General features: G+C 38.3%; 32 protein-coding genes. 5 read left to right on the plus strand and 27 right to left on the minus strand.

Going from position 1 to position 19,146, the window contains the following annotated elements:
- Genes C5695_RS17460 through C5695_RS21000 form a run of 9 tightly spaced genes read right to left on the minus strand, consistent with a single transcriptional unit; the run spans position 1 to position 6,388 of the window.
- On the minus strand, positions 1–426 hold the full coding sequence (locus tag C5695_RS17460) for an HK97-gp10 family putative phage morphogenesis protein (RefSeq protein ID WP_233230876.1): 426 nt from the start codon (positions 424–426) through the stop codon (positions 1–3).
- A complete protein-coding gene (locus tag C5695_RS17465; protein ID WP_187441807.1) occupies positions 380–742 on the minus strand; it encodes a phage head closure protein in 363 nt (120 codons plus the stop codon). The genes C5695_RS17460 and C5695_RS17465 overlap by 47 nt, the downstream gene beginning before the upstream one ends.
- Positions 732–998 carry a head-tail connector protein gene (locus tag C5695_RS17470; protein WP_117731979.1) on the minus strand — a complete coding sequence of 89 codons (267 nt, stop codon included), beginning with the start codon at positions 996–998 and terminating at the stop codon, positions 732–734. The genes C5695_RS17465 and C5695_RS17470 overlap by 11 nt, the downstream gene beginning before the upstream one ends.
- A complete protein-coding gene (locus tag C5695_RS17475) occupies positions 976–2,241 on the minus strand; it encodes a phage major capsid protein (protein ID WP_117731981.1) in 1,266 nt (421 codons plus the stop codon). Before C5695_RS17475 ends, C5695_RS17470 begins: the two co-directional genes overlap by 23 nt.
- The gene (locus C5695_RS17480; protein ID WP_117731983.1) at positions 2,238–2,828 is read right to left on the minus strand and encodes an HK97 family phage prohead protease; all 591 of its coding nucleotides are present in this window, start codon (positions 2,826–2,828) and stop codon (positions 2,238–2,240) included. Before C5695_RS17480 ends, C5695_RS17475 begins: the two co-directional genes overlap by 4 nt.
- Positions 2,821–3,999: a phage portal protein gene (locus C5695_RS17485; RefSeq protein WP_047946333.1), complete on the minus strand. Its 1,179-nt coding sequence runs from the start codon at positions 3,997–3,999 to the stop codon at positions 2,821–2,823. The genes C5695_RS17480 and C5695_RS17485 overlap by 8 nt, the downstream gene beginning before the upstream one ends.
- 11 nt (positions 4,000–4,010) lie before the next feature.
- Entirely contained in the window at positions 4,011–5,765 is a 1,755-nt protein-coding gene (locus C5695_RS17490; RefSeq protein WP_082136046.1) for a terminase large subunit, read from the minus strand.
- Positions 5,765–6,175 carry a P27 family phage terminase small subunit gene (locus C5695_RS17495; protein WP_047946330.1) on the minus strand — a complete coding sequence of 137 codons (411 nt, stop codon included), beginning with the start codon at positions 6,173–6,175 and terminating at the stop codon, positions 5,765–5,767. The genes C5695_RS17490 and C5695_RS17495 overlap by 1 nt, the downstream gene beginning before the upstream one ends.
- Before the next feature lie 3 nt (positions 6,176–6,178).
- Positions 6,179–6,388, minus strand: a complete 210-nt coding sequence (locus tag C5695_RS21000; protein WP_423749853.1) for an HNH endonuclease — start codon at positions 6,386–6,388, stop codon at positions 6,179–6,181.
- On the opposite strand from C5695_RS21000, the gene C5695_RS21005 reads away from it, so the two are divergent.
- Entirely contained in the window at positions 6,370–6,456 is an 87-nt protein-coding gene (locus tag C5695_RS21005; protein ID WP_423749854.1) for a hypothetical protein, read from the plus strand. The genes C5695_RS21000 and C5695_RS21005 overlap by 19 nt on opposite strands.
- A 162-nt stretch (positions 6,457–6,618) precedes the next feature.
- On the opposite strand, the gene C5695_RS17505 is transcribed toward C5695_RS21005, so the two are convergent.
- The 14 genes from C5695_RS17505 to C5695_RS17570 form a co-directional block, all read right to left on the minus strand.
- Entirely contained in the window at positions 6,619–6,897 is a 279-nt protein-coding gene (locus C5695_RS17505; protein WP_117731987.1) for a hypothetical protein, read from the minus strand.
- Positions 6,884–7,084, minus strand: a complete 201-nt coding sequence (locus C5695_RS17510) for a hypothetical protein (RefSeq protein ID WP_117731989.1) — start codon at positions 7,082–7,084, stop codon at positions 6,884–6,886. Before C5695_RS17510 ends, C5695_RS17505 begins: the two co-directional genes overlap by 14 nt.
- Before the next feature lie 141 nt (positions 7,085–7,225).
- Positions 7,226–7,465, minus strand: coding sequence for a hypothetical protein (locus C5695_RS17515; protein WP_117731991.1), 240 nt, complete (start codon positions 7,463–7,465; stop codon positions 7,226–7,228).
- Between the two features lie 175 nt (positions 7,466–7,640).
- Positions 7,641–8,216, minus strand: a complete 576-nt coding sequence (locus C5695_RS17520; protein WP_117731993.1) for a hypothetical protein — start codon at positions 8,214–8,216, stop codon at positions 7,641–7,643.
- Between the two features lie 64 nt (positions 8,217–8,280).
- On the minus strand, positions 8,281–8,715 hold the full coding sequence (locus C5695_RS17525; RefSeq protein WP_117731995.1) for an ArpU family phage packaging/lysis transcriptional regulator: 435 nt from the start codon (positions 8,713–8,715) through the stop codon (positions 8,281–8,283).
- Entirely contained in the window at positions 8,705–9,208 is a 504-nt protein-coding gene (locus C5695_RS17530) for a sigma factor-like helix-turn-helix DNA-binding protein (RefSeq protein ID WP_187441806.1), read from the minus strand. Before C5695_RS17530 ends, C5695_RS17525 begins: the two co-directional genes overlap by 11 nt.
- Before the next feature lie 14 nt (positions 9,209–9,222).
- Positions 9,223–9,414 carry a hypothetical protein gene (locus tag C5695_RS17535; protein ID WP_034325282.1) on the minus strand — a complete coding sequence of 64 codons (192 nt, stop codon included), beginning with the start codon at positions 9,412–9,414 and terminating at the stop codon, positions 9,223–9,225.
- Positions 9,415–9,512: 98 nt separating this feature from the next.
- Positions 9,513–9,707, minus strand: coding sequence for an XtrA/YqaO family protein (locus tag C5695_RS17540; protein WP_117733183.1), 195 nt, complete (start codon positions 9,705–9,707; stop codon positions 9,513–9,515).
- 133 nt (positions 9,708–9,840) lie between these two features.
- Positions 9,841–9,999 carry a hypothetical protein gene (locus tag C5695_RS20700; protein WP_161796758.1) on the minus strand — a complete coding sequence of 53 codons (159 nt, stop codon included), beginning with the start codon at positions 9,997–9,999 and terminating at the stop codon, positions 9,841–9,843.
- A gap of 208 nt (positions 10,000–10,207) precedes the next feature.
- A complete protein-coding gene (dnaB, locus tag C5695_RS17550; RefSeq protein WP_117732002.1) occupies positions 10,208–11,536 on the minus strand; it encodes a replicative DNA helicase in 1,329 nt (442 codons plus the stop codon).
- Positions 11,533–11,892: a replicative helicase loader/inhibitor gene (locus C5695_RS17555; RefSeq protein WP_117732004.1), complete on the minus strand. Its 360-nt coding sequence runs from the start codon at positions 11,890–11,892 to the stop codon at positions 11,533–11,535. Before C5695_RS17555 ends, dnaB begins: the two co-directional genes overlap by 4 nt.
- On the minus strand, positions 11,885–12,658 hold the full coding sequence (locus tag C5695_RS17560; RefSeq protein ID WP_117732006.1) for a Replication protein O: 774 nt from the start codon (positions 12,656–12,658) through the stop codon (positions 11,885–11,887). The genes C5695_RS17555 and C5695_RS17560 overlap by 8 nt, the downstream gene beginning before the upstream one ends.
- 10 nt (positions 12,659–12,668) lie before the next feature.
- Positions 12,669–13,073: a hypothetical protein gene (locus tag C5695_RS17565; RefSeq protein ID WP_117732008.1), complete on the minus strand. Its 405-nt coding sequence runs from the start codon at positions 13,071–13,073 to the stop codon at positions 12,669–12,671.
- Between the two features lie 173 nt (positions 13,074–13,246).
- Positions 13,247–13,999, minus strand: a complete 753-nt coding sequence (locus C5695_RS17570; protein ID WP_117732011.1) for a hypothetical protein — start codon at positions 13,997–13,999, stop codon at positions 13,247–13,249.
- A gap of 132 nt (positions 14,000–14,131) precedes the next feature.
- Here C5695_RS17570 and C5695_RS17575 point away from each other — a divergent pair, with 132 nt between their 5' ends.
- Positions 14,132–14,644, plus strand: coding sequence for a hypothetical protein (locus C5695_RS17575; protein WP_117732013.1), 513 nt, complete (start codon positions 14,132–14,134; stop codon positions 14,642–14,644).
- 141 nt (positions 14,645–14,785) lie between these two features.
- Here C5695_RS17575 and C5695_RS17580 read toward each other — a convergent pair whose 3' ends face one another.
- From C5695_RS17580 to C5695_RS17595, 4 genes are all read right to left on the minus strand, one after another.
- On the minus strand, positions 14,786–15,136 hold the full coding sequence (locus tag C5695_RS17580) for a hypothetical protein (protein ID WP_117732015.1): 351 nt from the start codon (positions 15,134–15,136) through the stop codon (positions 14,786–14,788).
- 371 nt (positions 15,137–15,507) lie between these two features.
- Positions 15,508–16,212, minus strand: a complete 705-nt coding sequence (locus tag C5695_RS17585; protein WP_117732017.1) for a Rha family transcriptional regulator — start codon at positions 16,210–16,212, stop codon at positions 15,508–15,510.
- A 140-nt stretch (positions 16,213–16,352) separates the two neighbouring features.
- Positions 16,353–16,625, minus strand: a complete 273-nt coding sequence (locus tag C5695_RS17590) for a hypothetical protein (protein WP_117732019.1) — start codon at positions 16,623–16,625, stop codon at positions 16,353–16,355.
- Positions 16,626–16,705: 80 nt separating this feature from the next.
- Positions 16,706–16,945 (minus strand): helix-turn-helix transcriptional regulator, encoded by a 240-nt coding sequence (locus tag C5695_RS17595; RefSeq protein ID WP_117732021.1) that lies wholly within the window; start codon positions 16,943–16,945, stop codon positions 16,706–16,708.
- 116 nt (positions 16,946–17,061) lie between these two features.
- Between C5695_RS17595 and C5695_RS17600 the strand changes: the two genes are divergently transcribed.
- The 3 genes from C5695_RS17600 to C5695_RS17610 are packed head-to-tail and all read left to right on the plus strand — an operon-like array spanning position 17,062 to position 19,112.
- Positions 17,062–17,421: a helix-turn-helix domain-containing protein gene (locus tag C5695_RS17600; protein WP_061418827.1), complete on the plus strand. Its 360-nt coding sequence runs from the start codon at positions 17,062–17,064 to the stop codon at positions 17,419–17,421.
- A gap of 12 nt (positions 17,422–17,433) precedes the next feature.
- A complete protein-coding gene (locus tag C5695_RS17605) occupies positions 17,434–17,910 on the plus strand; it encodes an ImmA/IrrE family metallo-endopeptidase (protein WP_233230750.1) in 477 nt (158 codons plus the stop codon).
- Between the two features lie 44 nt (positions 17,911–17,954).
- Complete coding sequence (locus C5695_RS17610; RefSeq protein WP_117732025.1) at positions 17,955–19,112, plus strand: tyrosine-type recombinase/integrase; 1,158 nt, start codon at positions 17,955–17,957, stop codon at positions 19,110–19,112.
- Positions 19,113–19,146: the final 34 nt, after the last annotated feature.

Genomic DNA, 19,146 nt, shown 5'->3' on the forward strand with positions numbered 1-19,146 from the left:
TTATGTTGCTCCTTTTTGCAGTTCCTTTAATACGGCTTGATTGATCGCATCTTTTTTAATTCTATAGGCCCGTGTTCCAAAGGGATTCCCCTTTACAAAACGGCCGTTCTTTGCGACATATCCTTCATGATGGAATCTTGCACGCCAGGCGGTTTCCTTACCAGGTCCCACATCATATGAAACCGCATCAGCGTAAACACGCTCTTTTTTCGGTGTTTGTCTCACCTTGATGTCATCCCTAATATGAACATGGTCAATATCAGAAACGTTAACCTCTTTTTTCATTTGTTCTGCAAGAATTTTGGCGCCAGCTCTCAAGGCTTTTGGTTGTGCTTTTTTTAAATTCGCCCCAACTTCTTGAAGCCGTCGGATTGCCTCGTCAATTCCCTCCGCTTGTGCTGCGATCCTCATGATCCCACCCCACACATTCAATCACCATTAACTCCTTATATTGGAGATCAGGCATGATTGATTTAATTCTGTACGTTTTCCCCGCAAAAAGAACACGCATAGTTCCCGTTTTATCCGTTGTTTCTTTGTGTCTTATGCGAAAAAAGACGGTGTTTTGTTGTCCCTGCGCTGCCGCTTGAATGATCCAGTTTCCTTTTGGCTGTAAAATTTCAGCCCAAGCCATCCGATGCGTTACCCATTCTTGGATCGGTTTCATCGTTTCGGGATTCCGACCAGGCACGCTATGTTGAATATGAATTTTATGGCGGCGCCTTCCTGGATTATGTGCCATCTTCTTCACCCCTTGCCATATCCGCTTGAATAATAAATGGTGATAATGCATTTAATGCTTGATCAATGTTTTTTTCGACACGATACTCAAACAGTATGCCGGCAAGAAGCACAATCAAATAGTCATCTTCGCCGCCTGTAGCGTTCCTGACGTAATTTGTCGCAGCTGTTAAATAAAAAGACAGGGAAGTATCTTCTTCCCCGTCATCAAGCCGTAAATGCTCTTTTAATTGATCATTCAGTCGGTGTTGAGCCATCCGGGTTCAACTCCATGTGGAAAATGGCAGGCTCAAGAGGTGACTGAACTAATTGACCGTCATTCAGATTCCAAATTTTAAGCCCAATATGGTTTGTATCTGAATATCTTTCAGTCAACTTTGTCACTTCCATTGATCCGATAACATCTTGTACACGGAATTTTGAGAAGTCACCGAAGAAGAAACGTGGGATTTCAGGATTGTCACCATCGACATAATCAGAAACTTCCACAGGGAAATTAAGAACCGCTTCACCAAATTTACCTTCAATGCCTGTTTCACGCAGCAACGGGCGGCCTTCTTTGTCTTTTAATGTTTCGATTAGGGTTAAGCCCGCTCTGTTTGTCATCCATCTAGCCTGCTTTAAGATAGCTGTCGGCAATGTATTCTTTAATCTGACAAAACGATTATAAGGATCGGTTTCTGTAGTTGTGAATTTCACCGCTTTTTCAAACAATGAACCTGGGTTATCAGCACCATTGAAGAAGAAACTTGCCTCTTCCTCCACATAGGCTTTTTTAAGGTCGTCGATGATAACTTGTTCAATAGGAAGATCAGTGCGTGCAAGTAATTTTTTCGTGACAAGAACTAGCGCATCCGTTTCAGAAGGATTAAGAGTATATTCTTCAAAAGAAATATCTGTTTCAGGGATAGGCTCATTCTTTCCTCGTTCGTCCTTGTGTCGATTAGCTTTCGATTTTTTAATTAAGATTGGAAAACCTTGTGTACCTGTTGTTCTATACACTGTACCGTGTTTTCTCAATGGGTTTTCTTCTTGTGCATACGTTAGAATTTCGGAAGCTAGGACATCAGGAACAAAAATATCATTTCCGTTTGTTTTCAGACCCATCGCTCTTGCTTCGGAAGCTGAAATTTGCCCCGCTACAAATTGCGCAAAACCCTTTCTTACTTCTCCTTCTTTTGCTTCTGTTCGTGATCTTGAAGAAAGAGAAGACAGAATAGAATCAGCAAGGGCATTACGTTTTTCCTGCTCTTTGTCTTTAGGTGTTGCGCTGCGGCCTTCTTCACCCGTCCCGGCGTTACCGTCAGAATCGTCACCTTTTTCATCCTTCTCAAGCTCTTCTTTAATTTCAGCAAGCTCCGCAGCCAGTTCATCAACCTCGGTTTGTAATTCCTCAATAGTAGTATCGGCAGCGCCTTCCCCTTCGATTGTTTCACGAATTTCCGTCATTCTATTTTCAATTTGTTTTTTTCGATTTTCTAGGATTTTTTTGATGTTCATTTTTGTAAAACCTCCATTATTTTATTTACAATTGCTTGTTTCTTTTTTGATTGTTCCCGCTCTTCTTTTGCTTTTTTTAGAATGTCGCCCGATCTTACTGCGGCTTCTGTATCTTCATAAGCAGGAAGAGACACGACACTAATTTCATAAAGTTCGACTTCTTTGATTGTTCTCACTGCTGGCTCTGCTTCGTAATCCCATTCGTCTTTTGTAACTGTAAAACCAAAGCTGCATTGATCAATATCGCCACGCTTCATGCTTGTTTTGAGGTCTTCCACCCAGGTTGTATCTGGCGGTGTCACTTCAAATTTCAGGCCCCGCTCATCTTCTTCGAGATTTAAGGTACCACTCTTCACTCGGCCTAGAACACAATCCCAATTATGATTAAATAAGGCCCGTACGTCTGAATTTGAATCAAGCGCCTTTTTAAATGCTCCTGGTGAAATAATTTCCGTGAAGCATCCTGCAATATCTGCCGGACTATCAAAAACAGCACCATATCCAACAATTTTGGACGGCGCTGCTTCTTCGACGGACTCTCGAACCTCTAGCCCTTTTATTGAAAATGTGCGTTTTTCTTTACCCATCATCCTCACCACCTTTCAAAGCGTTTGCCGCTTCTTCATGAAGACGATCAATCCCGACCAAATCTTTACTTACATAAAGTTTAGAGGACTCTTCTGTGTTGAGTGGGTCCCATCCAAGCATTTTGCGGGCATCGTCCGGCGTGGCGATCATCGTTCGGACTAAGTTGTATGCGATCTCTGTTTTTGTTTTAATGCCTACAAAATCCAGTAAATCGTGACGGAATTTAATTTTCAAGCCGCTATCTTCTCCAAGTAGTAACGCCGTCAAATGCTCTTCAATGTTTTTAAAAATTGGCTTCAAGCAGCTGGTGAATAATTTCATCATAGCTTGCTCCATGTCTTTCTCTTCCAATTTATCTAGCAGCTCTTTATCAAGGCCGAAGTATTTGCCTAAATCTTTTTTGTAGATACTAAGATATTTCAGGATTTTTTCATCATCCACAGGAGACTCAAGAGCCTCTATTTCATAACCTTTACCTAATGGAATGAGCTTTGTTTTTCCTGAATCCTTAATGTCTTCGAGTTGATCAAGAATCTTTTTGACTGTTTTATTTTGATTCCCATTCGTAGGTGATAAGTGCGCCTCAAGTTTGAGCAAAAACGCCATTAATCCACCTTTTTTATATTTGTCGGTTAATGCCTTTTCAGCATTCATCACACCTTCTAGCGTTTCTCGGGCTAAATCAAGCAAGCCGACACCTTTCAAATGGTTCACACCAATGTTCTTTACATGTCTAATCATGTATCTTGGAATGCCTTGACCACCTAGCGAATATTTTTCATATCCGTAATTCGTCATTTCAGCATAAACATTGTCTAAGATGTGCAGCTGCGATCCTTCTTGAAAAAGAAACACTTCACCTCTAAGAAGATATACATTAACCAGCAGCTTTTTAAATTCATAAGAAGTTAAATAGTCATTCGGGTTGTTTAGCTGTTTCAAAACTTTTGCAGCCTGGCCCGTGTATATGTCTTTGCCTGTCTCATCTTCCACAATGAAGTTAGCGAGCGCCACTTGATCACTTATTAATTTCAAAAGGTAATAAGTATCACTGGAACTAAGGATGTTGTCATCATTCACGTATGTCCCAAAATTAAAAAAAGAATTGTTGAATAGATCAACACTCCTTTTTGATGAAAAAAGTTGTTTAATTCTTTGAACAATTCCCACGTATTCACCCCCTAACGGTATAATTCATCTAGCATCGATTCATATTCATCGCTGTTGTAATCTTCCATCATCATCATTGTTTCCTTATGTGCTGTAAGGAAAGCCGAAAAGCCGTCAATCTTATTCTTGCTCTGTTTCTTCGATGGCCGCTTTAAGCCCTGGTAATTCTTTTCGGCCACCACGTTCTCAATACAATAGATAAATAGTGGATTGTCTGTTTTAATTCTCTCTTCATACATCAATACTTCTGCATCATCCCACGGGCTATTTAAAACGGCTCCATATTGTTTAACTTCTACACATGTAAAACCCTCTGCCTCTAACGACTCAATGATTTTTTCAGATAGCGCCGGATCATAGTTTACTTGAATGACATCGTACATTTGCGCACATTCAATCATGTAACGAATGACCATGTCATAATCAATGGACCTCCCAGGACAAAACGTCAAAAAACCTTTCTCGGCCATTTGCCGATAAGGTATGTTTTCAGTCTTTTCACGCCCTTCAATGTTATGGTCAGGAATAAAATACATTTGTTTGACCACAAGTCTTGAACGGCCTGAATCATCATGCGTTGGTATATTAATTGACACACAAGTCAAATCAGTTGTTTTTGACAAGTCAAGACCCAAGACAACCTCGGCGCCGGAATAATCCCCTATGTCACGTATGATTTCCCCGTTATCATCAAGTATCATTTTTCCGACAATATCTTTATCAAAATAAGCACCTGTGCTTCTTACAAATATGTTTAAGTATTTAGCCAAAAATTCATCTTTACGCTCGGCGCTTTGTTGAGCGTTTTTAAATTCACTTTCCAAGAAAGAAGGCTGGACACTTATTCCCCAGTTCGGATTTACTTTCTTCCAAACCTTGCGATCATCCCATTTATCACCCTTGTCAGGCTCCGTAATGAATGTAAAATAAGAAGTGTCTTCGTCATCCTCTTTTGTTGAATTTAACAACCCTTTTGCGTACTCATAAATTTGCAAACCTACAGACGTTGTCCCTTTTCCAGCTGTAGAAATAATGAACATTAGTGGCTGCAAGCGTGAGCCCATTCCTGATTTAAGAATGTCATACATGTCCGCATTATCCTGGGCGTGTACTTCGTCTAAGAGAACAAAATGAGGTCCCTTTCCATCAAGACCTTTAGTATTTTTGGATAAGGGAACAAGGCAGTTCGCATATTCCACACCATCAATTGAAAAACGGTACCAAATTGCATTTATCTTTCCTTTTTGCCCTTTATAAATTTGAGTGACCTCATCTAGGTCTGGGCTATTTATGATTGTAGATGCTATTTGCTGCGCAGCGATATTGGCTTGATCTGAATCCGTTGCAGCTGTATAACATTCGGCACCAAGTTCACCATCACCATATAATGCATAAGTGCCCGACCCACTGGCTAAAACCGTTTTCCCATTTTTCCTCGGCACTTGAACATATGCAGTTCTAACCGCTCTGACTTCACGGCCTTTTTCATCTTTCGTATAAAATCCATAGATGTTCGTATATATAAATTTTTGCCACAATTCCAATGTTAACGGCTTCCCAGCTAGTTCACCTTTTGAATGTTTACAGAAGGTTTCAATGAAATCCATTGCTCTATTAGCAGCGTCCACATCTAGCCAAATATCTTTTCGCTTTTTCCACCGCAAATAACGCTCAACGGCTTTGATAACCGCCTTACAATGTTCTTTTTTGTTGCTTAACACCTGTTTTGCATATATATCAGCGTAGTTTACGCCCGGTTCAATCACTATTTTTTAGCCCATTTCTGCGCAAATGCTTGTATTTTATCAGTGCTTTTTGGTGTAGAACCATTGACCATTTTTTGCAATTTCGGTGTCAATCCTAGCAACTCTAAGAGCTTACTTATCTTACTATTCCAGTCGGCAACCTGTTGAGCTAAAGGGTGTTTCATTTCGTTTTCGTGGCCAGCTTTATTTATATACATGATTGTGGCCTGAAACCCGTCATTACGCCATTCCTCATACATCACTGTATAAACAACATAAGCATCTAAGTAAGTTTCGATAAGAGGCGTAAGGGATGTCGAATAAGTTCCAATTGCTTTTAAAAGACCCACGATTTTCTCATGTTCATCTTTACGAATTTTGTTCAATTTTCTTGTTTGCGCTGCCCGTGCTTTTTTATCATCCATTTCCATTTTTTAGCCCTTACCCCCCCTCGAAAATTTTGTCTTTTTACATGCAAGCCTCCCCCTACCCTGTCCCCTAGCCAAAGTATTTTTCAAAGATTGAAGGGGGGCTTTGCTCATTTTGTTCTCTTCCTCTGCATGGCACTTGTTGCAAAGAAGAGTGAGGTTTGTTTCCTCAAGTTTCAATTCAGGACTTTTTGAAATTGGTTCGATATGGTGAATGTGAGCAGACTTTCCGAAGACAAATTTATGACACTTTGTACATTTGCCTTTATCTCTCTCATAAATGAACTGCCTCATAGACTGCCAGGCATCCGATCTATAAAAAGACTTGTTGACTGATTGAAAGGCATTACGTTTCTTTCCTTTCGGCTTCCTCTTCTTCCGATGCTCGTCACAATAATATCTGCCAGGCTCTAAGAGATTTCGACATCCGTCATGAATGCAATATCTCACCCTTCATCAGCTGCGCTTAACAATTCAATGATCGTTGGTTTGTTCATAGCTGGCTTTACTTCAATGCCTCGATCCCCAGCAAGCTTCATAAGTTCCTCTTTCGTAAGATCATCAAGCGCCGGATCGTCTTCATGTTGCTGTTCTGTTTCTTCAATCACAGGTGCTTCATCTTCTTGTATTGACCCATTCATTTGATGTCTCGGGACAAACACAACCTTCTGATCCTTTTCATCCCACATGATCTGACCTTCTGACGTTTCTTTAATTGGTTTCATTGTTCTCGCCTCCCTTATAAATGCTTCTTCCTTTCTCTCCAATGGATTTCAATCCATAATGCGCCCTAACTTCATTCAGTGTTAGGATCCCTAAACGAAGGTTTCTTTGAAAGTCTCGTTCTTTATTTTTCGCATCATCATCAGATGACTTTCCAAGACTCAAACCTGTTGGTTTTTCAAATGACATCGCCAATCTCTCCTTTGTTATTTGATCTAAGCCGCCCCTGTTTGTTAGCCGCCATTGATTTTGTAAACAGACAGGGACGCTTTACAACAAATAGAAAAGCGCCTATCACACGGACAGGCACTTCACATTTATTCCACAACCTCAATCGGATAGGCCATTCGCCAGCATGTCCATGATGCGATCTTGTGCTTCTTTGAAAGACATATCCTCGGCATCATAGAATGTATACTCTGATTTAATCACGTATCCCTTGTGTTTGATTTCAGCATTCACAACGATATAAGGAACACGCTTAACCTGTTTAAAGTAATCTGATCCTTGATATATTTCCTCAGTTTCTTGCACACGCTGCTCCATAGATTTCACAGTAACTTCTACCATAGCTAACACCTCCATATAAAAAAGCGACCTCCGCAATGGATGACGCTTTATCAATCTATCGTATAATACAATATTACAACCTTTTTTCTGTCATGCTGCGCCAACATTACGCCAAAAACACGCCAGTTTTACGCCATTAAAAAAAGCACCCTCGAAGGGCGCTTAAATTTTCATTTTAATTTTGTTTCGCTGGTATCACTTGTTGAGTTACCTTATTGTAATCCTCCAGACATTCTTCCAAAAATATTTTTATGGTATAGCTTTTATCTACATCTTTCGTCAAACTCTTAGAATGAAATCCCCAGACAATAAAAATTATAAAAAAAGGCAAACTAACGGCTAATACCCCAATTTGAATAATTGATCCGAAGTCTATTGCATTTAGGATATCTGAGGCTTCCGTCTTGCTAACTTCTTTAGAATCTAAATACTTATTAAAAACGCTGTTCAAGAATAACATACGACCAGTCAACATCGCCACACCGGCAGAACCTAGGGATGCAATCATCACCAATAAGAAATTATATGGTAGGACGTTAATCGCTTGTGTGTCTTTGGCTACTTCGATACCACCTTTAATTCTTCTCAACATTCTATTTAAATCAACTTTGTTATGATCTAAAATAATTGATTTTTGAAGTTCCTTTTGTCCATCATTAGTTAAGTTATAAAATTTACCATAACGTTTTTCTAAATATTTTATTGTAGATTTAGCTTCGTTATAATTTCTAGTCAATTCTTTCACCCCCATCTTTTATCGACCTCCACTTATAAAAATTTATATTCTGCAGAACTTGCCGAACAAAAAAACACCTCTAAACGGGTGCTTTAAATACAACTTCATTGAGCGCATACGCCAAGTCTAGGAACGTCTTTCCTTTTAGGCGTGTATATGATCTTTCACTCATGCCGATTTCATTATACACCTGATAATCGAATACAGGTTCTTGCTGCATGTAACGTTTTATAATGATCTGCCTCTCATTATATGGAAGACGATTGACCGCTCTTTGCACCTTCTCAAGAAAGGCATTTCGTTTCTGCTCCCATTCGATCCGTTTAATAGCTGTGCTTTCAGTGGATGAGCGGAAAGCGTTGGTAGTAGCGGGCGGCACTATGCTGAATCCTCCTGTTATCTTCGGCAGCATGTCTTCCGGGACCTGGAGAAGATACAAACGATAGTTGTCGAGAATCCTTTCAACTCTTTTCCTCGTTTTCTTTTTATCAATTGCAGGCGGTTCACCCAACATCAGCAAATCCCCTTTCTCCCGCTCTCAATTCCTCTACCTTTTGAGCGATCTTTTTCCTTGCTCTCTCTATATGCTTTTGAACCGAGCCTTTCGCTATGCCATGAAGTGCGGCGCATTTACTGAAAGATACACAATGACCAACAACGGTTATAAAAATCTCTTTCTCCTTCTGCGTCAGTGTTGACATGGCATACTCGATTAAATCTAGTTCATTTTCGCTTACTGAATGCGGGTCAGATTCGGGAACGTGGTATGTTGAATATAGGAAGTCAAGGACTTCTATTGTTGTGAATATTGTGCGTTCATAATAGGAACGGCGATCCATGCCACGTCTTGCGCTGGGTTGCCTTTCTGTTTCCATCCACTCAATCGCATACTCTAAGTCGGAAATCATTGAGCGGTACGTTTTTATTTCTCCTTCGTCTGTAGATGTTGCCAAACTCCTTTTAGTTTCTTTTAACGCTGCTTTATATTCCTTGATTAAATCTTTCAAAATACCACCCCCTTTTATTTGCTTTTAAATGCCCCGCCACGCCCTCTTTTATATGTTGGGCGGTAAACACCCATAAGCTCTCTTATTTCTTTTTCTGAAAGCTCCTGCGTGTGATTTCGAGTACATTTGTTCTTGGGAACGTCAGTTCTTTTTGTTGACATAGATTTATAGCCCGCTTTTATAAAAGCAGCTCTCAACGTTTTCATTTTGGTTTTTCTCCTTTTCTGAAAATAAAAAAAGGGACACCAATCAAACAGCGCTTTGCTGTCATGATCAGTGCCCCCGGCTTTCCGGTAGGTCGATTTTATTCAAATAGTTCGCCTTCGTTATAAAGCAATCGAGTCACTTTGTTATTGTGAGTAACAATTTTTGTTTCACCATGTGGCGGCAGCGGTGCATATTTCAATATGCCGTTAGATAAAACAAAAACTATCGGCTCTTTTCCTGCGTCAAAAGTCTCAATATCTATAATTTTACTTGGAATGTCTTGTAATCTCAAGTCTTTCATTGCCTCCTTAATTTACATTCATGAACGCTAAAGCTGACAGCGATCCGAACACAATATAAAAGATTAATAGTCGCTTTTTCATTTTCCTCGCCTCGCCTTGAACGTAAAATATCGTATCGTTGAGTTAAATTTCTTGAGGAACATTAAGCAAATATTGTTTTTCTAGTTCCTGGTCATTCATTTTCTCGTAAAATTCCCGTGAATACCCTCGCCCGGCAACGGTTAGCCATCCAATATAAAATTGTCTTTGCTCCTCTGTTAACCGCTCTTTCTCATTGCTCATATGCCCGATTCCTCCAATTGAATTTTTGTATGATAGTTCTTTAAATGCTCATTCATCTTTTCTTTAAATTTTGGTTGTAAGTAAAAGAATAGTTTTTCTTCTTGGTCCGTCCATTTTATTACTGCCTTTTCGTATATAAGAAATTCGATCAGCAATATCAAGGCGTAATAATTGAATGTCATCGCCTCGTTATACCAATCTTTGACCGTCATGACGATTGCCTATATTCCAAATTGACGAATTGGTTATATTCTTTGACGAACGCTAGTGACACAGTTCCGACTGGACCGTTACGCTGTTTAGCAATAATGATTTCAATAATGTTCTTATTCTCTGTTTCTTTGTCGTAATAATCATCACGATAAAGGAAGGCGATCACATCAGCGTCTTGCTCGATCTGCCCTGATTCACGAATATCTGACATCATAGGGCGCTTATCCTGGCGTTGTTCAACTCCACGTGAAAGCTGACTCAATGCTATGACAGCAATGTCCAATTCCCTAGCCATCTGCTTGAGCATACGGCTAATTTCTCCGATTTCTGCTGTTCTATTTCCTCTGTGGACTGGATTTCCAACGATCAATTGCAGATAGTCAATAATGATCATCATGTCCTTGCCTTCAAATTCCCTTCTCATCTTGCGAGCCTTTGCCCAAATGTCATTAATCGTCATGCCCGGTTGATCAAATATTCTAAGAGCAGCACTATCTAAAACCCCGTTCACTTTGCTTAATCTGCCCCACTCATCAGCGTTTAAATTACTCGTGCGAATGGATTGAGCATTAATGTTTCCTATGCTTGATTGCATACGTTTTATTAATTGCTTACGTGACATTTCAAGCGAAAAGATGCCAACCGCTCCGCCTTTATTTAAGTTGAGCGGGTTTTCCATGAAGTTACTTGCGACATTCAAACAAAAGGCGGTTTTTCCTACGGATGGACGAGCGGCGACGATGATAAATTCTTGCTTCTGAAAACCCGACGTCATTCGATCCAATTCAGTAAAACCGCTAGGCATACCAGTTACATCACCTTTAGGTGTTTCTAACTCCTGATAGATTTCAACAAGATCATTATTGATAGACCCATCATCATCCGTGCCAGTCGCATCCTCTAAACTCATGAGAGAGCTAATACCTTCTTGAATGACTTGACTTGTGTCCTCACTTTTGGATGATTCTTTAAGGTCAGCGGCTATTTTTGCAATCTCTCGCTTTTGCCAGTATTCAATGATCACATTTTCAAAGTAGGACTGTTTTGCGGTGGTGGCTGCCGTGTTCATCAACCCGGATAAGTATTCTCTACCGCCTATACTTTTTATATTTTCACGCCCAACATGTTCAATAATTGCGACTAGGTCAATAGGTTCGCCCTTTTTATCAAGCTCTTGAAAGGCTTTGAAAATGGATTGATTTTGTTGTCGGTAGAAATGCAGCGGCTTGAGCTGCGAATATTTAATCAAATCCGGCTCTTGTAAGATTGCGCCTAGATATTGCTGTTCCGCTTCATCGTTGTAATAAAATACCGCTCCTGTCATGATGGATCACCTATCCCAAGTACCTTTCGTATCTCTGCTTTATGCCGCTCGATCTGCTCTTGTTCTTCCTCGGTTGGTTCAGCCTTGTCCATTTCAGCTAGATAGTTTTGAGTTTCCTCGGCGTTCGGTATGGCAGCGGATCGGTCTTTTCTTGCCTCTTTCGCTTTGATTAGATCAGCAACTTTAGGCGGAAACTGATTGTATTTCACATAAACGATCAAATTCGCCTCGATCTTCTCGCAATTCTCGGGCTTTAAGATTTTAGCCCAAGCATCTAGCTTTGATTGATCAACCTCAAAATGCTCGTAATATGTCTTGATTAGTTTTAGCAATTCAAGTGTCTCTGCTTTAGTCATCTGTCAAATCAAACTCCTTTTCATTCAAGACAACGTTTTTTCTCTTTGCCGCTTCATGGCTCGATTTTATTTTCACGACCAAATGATCAAACTGTTTTCTAAGACTTGCAGGACTCAATATGTTCGCTTTCCAAAACGTATCTTGTTGTGTCCAGTCGATCAGGTATTTGACTTGTTCATCCGTTCGCTTGTCGATCTGTCTAATCAACCTAAAATCACTCGCCCATTTTTCAAGGTTTGGTTTCTTAGCTTGCGGATTATTTTCAAGTATTTTTTGATAAAGCAAATTGGCATTCTCCATGTCACAAGGTTCGTACTTGTGACGAGAATTATTTATCTTCTTTTCATTCTTATAATTCTTTACATTCTTGTTTGTATGTTTTTGTGTTCGGTTCGTGTCTTTTTCGTGTTCGATTTGTGTCTTTTTTTCATTTTCTGAATCGTGGTAAACCCCATAATTGACAATGGTTATAAGCGTCTTTTTTGTGTCTTTTTTATACTCGATCATTCCATCGCTTTTTAACAGGTCGAGAAACTGCGAAACCTTTGTATTTGACCAAGACCAATGAATACCAAGTTTGCGAATAGAAGTCACTAGCTCGCCCTTTTTCAATTCATGCAAGTCATTACCTGACACGAATTTATAATCTTTATGACTGGCTTTCATAAGTAAATCGAGCCAAGCTTCATATTTAGAAAACTTCCTTTTTTCTTGATATATCCAATGATCTTGTATGCTCCGATGAAGCTTAATCCAACCAATCATCTCAATCACCTTACTTTAGAAAATTTACGTTCTTGCTGTATGCTGCTTCACCCATCAAATAACGGAAACCGGCTACAAATCCAGTTGCGAAAGCATCTTCAATCTCAAAACTTGCCTTCGCTGCGTGTGCTGAATCCAGTTCTTCTAATAGCTTTAAAAGATCATTTGAATTAGAGAAAAACCCTTCCAATTTTTCGTATAATTCGTTTACGGTATTCTGCGTTTCTTTAGACGATTCAGACCACTCGATTTCTGACGTTTCAATTGTTTCATAAAACTCTTTGACCGCAACGAACTTGAGAACGGCAACCATGCCCGCATCATACATGTAAGCTTCTTTCCTGTCTTGGTTGTCGATATGCTCCAGCTTGTCTTTAGCTTTGATTATTTTTGAAGGTGTCCCCATTAATTTCATTTGAAAAATCCCCTTTTTATCTCAAATTTGATTATTGTATTTTTTTGTTAATCGTGTTAAAGTCGATTCAATATCGGGAAGTGTAGGAGCTTCCCGATACCCTTCCTTACTTGCATGACCCTATAATGATGACAAGTAAGAACATTGGCTGATCCGCTTGTGATCAGCTTTTTTTATTTAGCTTGATCTAACTTATATTTGTCATATCTTTGAACCGCTGCCTCAACATTAGTGTGTGAAAGGATTGTGAAAAACAAGTCATTGTTTTCATCTTCTAACACCCAGTCACGAACAAAGTGACAAAACGTATTAAAATCGACTTTTGCCGGAATAGAATCAATGTGACTTTTCACTTCTTCCGCTCTTTCTTTGCTGTGATCAATTGACAGCAATGACAAGAATTCATTTTTAGTCATTGGGAAAAATGACAATTCGATAACTTTTGCAATGTCCGAAACATGGTAAGGACGCAAGAGAATGAGGCGTGTGACTTGATATAACAGCTCATCAACTTTTCTCACTTTTTTCTTTTCGTTATTCTTTCTATACGCTTCCTCTAATTTTTCAAGCGATGAATGGATTCTCCATAGACGATTTCGATAATACCTAATGACTTCATCCTGCTGATTCAGTTCTCTTTGAATACGTTTAGCCCAAATCAAAGCATTGAATTTGCTGTACTTCTCCACTGGTAAAATGTCGTCCCACTCGAACACATCTAGTAACTTGGGTCCCAATAAATCAACAGCTTCTTCCTTTGGCACTCCTACCATAATCTCTTTCAAATTGGACTGCATGATCCTTTTAAGTCCACGTGAATACATGCTTTCATACTGTTTGATAGCAGCGGTTAAGAGCGGTTCAATCTCCTTTACCTCGGTGTAAACCTTCTTTAGTCTCTTATTCCATGTCGTGATAGTTGTCATTTGTTTTGACCTCCTGTTTAACAAATCCATTTTGGGCTTGTTCAATTTTTAGAAAATATTTCAATTCTATCTTTGTGCTAATCTCTTACACTGGTATAATGTTCCTATCTGTTTTAGATAGGAGGTGAAATTATGAATCTTGCAACAATCCTTTCATTGGTGGCTATAGCTGTTTCTCTATTCACTTTGGGTATTCATTTACTTAAATATCTACATACTGTTCCTAAAGTGAAAATTGATGTTTTAAACTCCTATCTTTTTAGAGCAGAGAATCAAGATAGATATGCGAGTCCTTACAGGCTAATCATTGAGTTAAATCTTGTAAACAAGAGTGAACAGCCTATATCCATCTATGAATATGAATTCGTTTCAAAAGATATCGGGCAAACAACATTTATGAAAGGACATCATAGACCTGCTGATCACTATACTATTGGTAAGAATATGTCTGTTAATGTTAGCGACACAAAACTCTTGAAGCCACCAGTTAATTTGAGTCCGTACTCTTCTGAATATGGGGTAATTGCGTTTACTACAATTAAAGAACTAAACACAGATTCATCGGAAATAGATGGTTGGCTAATAGTAAAAACATCTAGAAAGTCGTATTCCATTAAAATGAAAGCAGCTAGAAGCGATTTATAAGGATATTAAGAATGCGATTACGGAAATGACGACACATATCCCGCTGATAATAATTCCAAAAAGATGGAATTGTCTATTATTCATAAAACCACCTCATTACAACCTCTGTTGCCGCAGGGGTTGTTTTATTTTGCTTATCACTCATGCCGTTACCTCCTGTGTTTCGATTTTGTCCATTGATATAGAAACTTCTGACGGTAAGCTTGCCCCTTCACCCTGTGCTTTCACTTTTGCTTTGACGTTTAGTATTTCTTCTTCTGTCGCTTCTCTCAAACGTAGAACACAAGGAACGCCGTTCATATCAAAGCTATTGATGACCTTGCCACAATGATGTTTTGTCAGTTCAACAACTTCAAACATAATGCCGTTGTTGTTGCCTTCCACTTTGGAAAACATAACAAGACCTTTACGTTCGACAATAGATCGAGTGTTTCGGATAAAGCTCTCACGATCTACTGGCTCGGGACAAATGTTTTCAATCAACAATTCCATTTGCTTTACCTTCTTTCCGTTTGTTTTGACTCCACAACTTTGAGGAGTGAGTTTTTGGTTTATTGATGACGTCACGAATTGTTACGTGATCTCCAGTCGTTTTAAATGACATCAGCTCATAGCTTCTTCATAATTTGACGGCTCAAAATTGAGCTGTGAGGGTGTCGGTTGAAACGACATCCTATGTGACCGGAAACCTATGACGGTCATCTACGATTAGACGTCCACTATCGGTTAAACCTAGAAAGCCTACTTTCTAGTGTCGTTTAAAACTACGGTATTATAATCAGAACGCAATTTTGCGCTATGACCTATCATCCATTAATCAGAAAAACCTGAAACTAACGAACGCAATTTTGCGTTGGTTTAAATTATGCCGGATGACCTCCATTGAAAATCGGTCTCCATCCCTCGACAAAGCTCATAGCTTCCTCAAAGTCTTTTTGTAAGATGTTAGGATATGCGTTCACTCTGTATGCATCTTTTAAATTCTTCCATAATGCCGAGTAGATTCTTCTCGTATTTTCATAGATTGATTTATCAACCATGTCTTCGTTCCAAAGCTTATGAACACGTTTGTTAACTGCATTTCTCATGGCTTGCTGCTGTGAGTAATCTAGGGTTATTCTTTTATCAATATCGTGCCGAAGTTGCTTTATATCTTCTTTCATTCCGTCTACATCTTCGTTCAATTGAATTGTTAGCTTCATGCTTGCAAGTAGACTTTCTTTGTCGTTCATTGCTTTTGGTCGTTCCCGTGACTGGATGTATTCTTTCATCCGCTTAAACTCTTGAATGAATCTAATTTTTGTTTGAACCGCTTCTTTTGTGTTATAGCTGAATACGATCAATGTAAATGCTTCTTCTGTTAGATCGTATTTTGGTCTGGTTTGATTATTTTTGTCTCGGTAATTGCCGGGCTCAAAATTGAGCTGGGCGAATTCTTCACCTGCATATTCAATTTGAGATTTAATATCCCTCAAAACGTTTTTATGTTCTTTTCCAAACATCTCTGCGATCGTCACGCTGTCCGTTACCACTTCATTTTCTTTTACGAATACTAATTGTTTTTCCATCCATGTTACCTCCTGCAATTTTTAATTCCCCAATCTTGGGGAAGGGTCTCGAAACGACCTGTATATAAAGAGTGAGCATTTAACAAAACGAGTTGCAGCAGTTTTAAAAATTTCCTCAAATGCGTCTGTCCACGCTGTTTTTACCATTCATCCATAATTTGTTTCATGACTTCTTTTGATTCTTCATAGAACCAAAACCGCTTCCCACGTTCTTTACGTCTTTCAAGTAACTTCATTCTTGGATCATGCAGAAATTCATTTTCTAAGAATCGTTTACTCATACACGTTCTTTTTGACATTTCATCTATGTCCCAAGTGAACAAAGTTTTTGTGATTGCGGAATTTAGATGATCATTAATATAAGACCGTAATTCATCTTGATTAAGGTTTATATTCAACTCTGCAAATTGCATACTTTTCCACCTTTCAGGCAAATTACAGAAAACTGTAATTACACTATTGCGTTATTTTAAATGACGGTTTATAATAATGACTATCGGGACTTTAATACTTTTACTTCTACATCTAATAGATCAGGAAACAACTTTTCAGGTGAAGTATTAAAGTATTTCGATATTTTAAAAAGGAGTTTTGCGTCAGGGTTTCCCCTGCCAGCTTCTATGTTTCGTATATGATTTTCGCTAATGTTTAAATCAATAGAGACTTGGCGTTGTGACACTTTATATTGTTTGCGAAGTTTACGGAAAACTTCTCGACGACGTGTATCTTGCATAATTATCACCACCTTTATTGTGCTTTTAATTGACAATTAGATCGTAACACGTCATTTATATAAACGTCAACTAAAAAAACGTCATTTTAAATGAATTTTTTTCAGGAGGATCAATAATGACGGAAAATGAAAAGAAAGAACTAGGGAAGCGGATCAAAGAATGTAGGTTAGAAATAGGGCTATCACAAGAAGAATTAGCAACAATGTTAAAAATGAAACGGACCAATATTGCTAACTATGAGGGGGGAAGAATTGTTCCTCCAGGTTCAGTGGTTTTAGATATGAGTAGAATTTTTAACGTTTCAACTGATTATTTGTTAGGTCGAACTAAGGATAAAGAAGAATTAGTTAATCTAGATGAAATAGACAATATGACTTTAGCTTTTCACCGTGATGGTTCAGATTTAAGTAAAGAAGAAAAAGAAATGGTATACGACTTTATTCAATTTGTTAAATCAAAAAGAAACAAGAAATAGGAGTGACTGCTATTGTTTAATTACGAACAATTATTAGAGCAAGCGCAGTCATGGAATGTGTTTGTATATGAAAAAGATACAAAAGGAACAACCAAAGGACTCTACGTTGACAGTCATATCTTAATTGACAAAAAAATGTCCATGATAGAAAAAAGCTGTATCTTAGCAGAAGAATTAGGACATCATCATACAACCTTCGGAAATATATCAAATCAAAATAAATTGCCAAATAAAAAACAAGAATTGCGCGCACGTGAATGGGGATATAAATTGTTGTTCCCGCTGGAAAGATTAATTGAAGCGCAAAAAGAAGGAATAAAAAATCGTTTTGAATTAGCTGAATACTTGAATGTTACTGAACAATTCCTTGAAGATGCTCTAAAGAGATATAAGGAGAAATACGGCTTATATAAACAAATAGGAAAGTATACTATTTGTTTTGAGCCTTTAGGAGTCATTGAAAATTTTGAGGAGGTGATGCCTAAATAAACGCCCCTTTTAATGCGTCTGTCCACGTGGAAAGGGCTGATAACATGAAGAGTGAAAAAAGTAAAAAAGATGATCATCTCTTTTCTTACTACAATGCAAAAAAAGAAAAGCGGTGGAAATACAGATATAAATATTATGATGCTTTAGGTAATAGAAAAGAGGCATCCGGTCAAGGATTTAAAAGTGAAAATGATGCATACAGAGAACTGCTTAAAGTTAAATCGGCAATACTGAACGGGGAATCCAAACAAATAGAAAATTCTAATTTAACAGTGACAGAGTGGATTGACATTTGGTTTGAAACCAATAAAAATCAATGGAAAGACCCTACCATATACAATCGCAACATTACAATTAATAAACATATAAAGCCTTTATTAGGGCGTTACAAGTTGCGTAAATTAGATAAAGCTACTTATCAAAGAGTGTTTATAAATAAGTTGTTAACAAAGTTTAAATCAAGAACCGTTGAAAACTATCACACACTTTTTAAAATAGCTATTAATTCCGCTGTAGAAAATGAGATACTCGATAGAAACCGGTTTGTTAAGATTAAAATAAAAGATGATCAAGAGATCGTACAACCCAATGAAAATTTTTATACTGCTGCTGAATTAAAAAAATTCCTGGATCTTGTTAAATCAACAGGAAAGGTTACTCAATATTCTATGATTCTTTTTCTAGCTTCTACCGGAGCAAGAAAAGGTGAAGCATTGGGGCTTAAATGGTCTGACATTGATTTTAATAAAAACACAATCACTATTAGCCGAACTAGAGACAGTAAGGGAATACGTTCCCCAAAAACCAAAAATAGTTACCGGACTATAAGGGGCGGCGGGGAACTTATGAAACAATTAAAATTATACCGCAAATGGTGTAAAGAATTAAAGCTTTCATTCGGCTCTCACCTAGAAGATAATGACTTTGTTTTCATAAATAAGTCTAATGCAAAACATGTTTCGGGTAATTTCTTGAATTATGCATTATATAAGATTTTTGACGAAAATGATATAAAGCGAATAACGGTTCATGGATTGAGGCATACTCACGCTACGATTCTAATAGGGAAGAAAATTCCCGCTCGAGCTATTGCGGATCGACTTGGTAATACTCCTGAAATGATTCACCAAGTTTATAGCCACTCGTTTGAAGAATTAGAGATTGAAACAGTAGATGCCTTTGAAGATGCAATGAATTTATAAACTGGGGGAGGTTTTGGGGGAGGTTTTGAATTAG

This window comes from Bacillus pumilus, assembly GCF_003431975.1.
GTDB classification, from domain to species: domain Bacteria; phylum Bacillota; class Bacilli; order Bacillales; family Bacillaceae; genus Bacillus; species Bacillus pumilus_N.